This window comes from Winogradskyella alexanderae, from assembly GCF_020166335.1.
Taxonomy (GTDB): Bacteria; Bacteroidota; Bacteroidia; order Flavobacteriales; family Flavobacteriaceae; genus Winogradskyella; species Winogradskyella alexanderae.
Map to the genome: position 1 here is coordinate 1 of NZ_JAIUJR010000039.1, position 919 is coordinate 919.

A 919-nucleotide genomic window follows, 5' to 3' on the forward strand; every position below is an offset into this window, starting at 1 on the left:
CTAATCGGAATTTCGAGCCTTTTTGCTAAATTTATGGTTACGGCGGAATGATACTCGCGTACCATTCCGTAACGAAACCATAGCCAAAACCGTTGGGCATAATTTGAAAAAAGTGAGAAAACGAAAAATAATTGGAATTCATTTATTGACTTTTGTCGCTTTGACAATCATTCTCTTTTTGTCAGCCGAAACATTATTAAACATATTTGTTTCAGGATTTCACAATGTTGGAATGTGGCTGAATTTAATAATCTTTGGAACAATCGGAATTTTGATTTTGACAACTGTTTCGTGTCTGATTTTTATAAAACGGAGTAATTAATGTTCTGGAAAACAAAATATAAACTTGAATCAAAAAAAGTATTTCAATCAAAAATTGAAAAATATTACTTGAATTTAGCGGACAATAAAATCCCGAAAGAAAACGTAACTGAATTAAGTGAATATATTACAAACTTGATTTACGAATATTACCAAGATTGCTGGAAAAAATATCCGAAATCAAGAAAACGATACTCTGAATTAAAAATTGAGGATTTAGAAAATCCTTTTTACCAACACAGAATATTTGATTTTTTAAAAAGTAAAACTGACAATAATTATGTGGGATTTACTCGCCAACTTTTAGGCTTAAACGAATCTGAATTTCTTGAATTTGAGAAACGGAAAAATGAATTTGAAAATATGTAAAAAAACTATGCCCAACACTGGCTATAGTTCATTGCTTCTGACTTTCCTCTCGGAAAGTCCTCGCAAATTTGCTATCTTCGGTTTACGGTGGAAAATCCTTGCGGATTTTCACGCAACGAAACCATAGCCAAACACGTTGTGAACAATTCGCCCAGGGCGAACTTTAATCTGCGCAGCTTCGCTGACAGTGCATCTTAAAGTAAATTGTTCACAACAGAGCGCTAAACCA

1 protein-coding gene is annotated in these 919 nt (G+C 33.1%); it reads left to right on the top strand.

Annotated features, from left to right (window positions below):
• Positions 1–321 precede the first annotated feature (321 nt).
• The gene (locus tag LBU54_RS15280) at positions 322–690 is read left to right on the top strand and encodes a hypothetical protein (RefSeq protein ID WP_224531989.1); all 369 of its coding nucleotides are present in this window, start codon (positions 322–324) and stop codon (positions 688–690) included.
• Positions 691–919 lie beyond the last annotated feature (229 nt).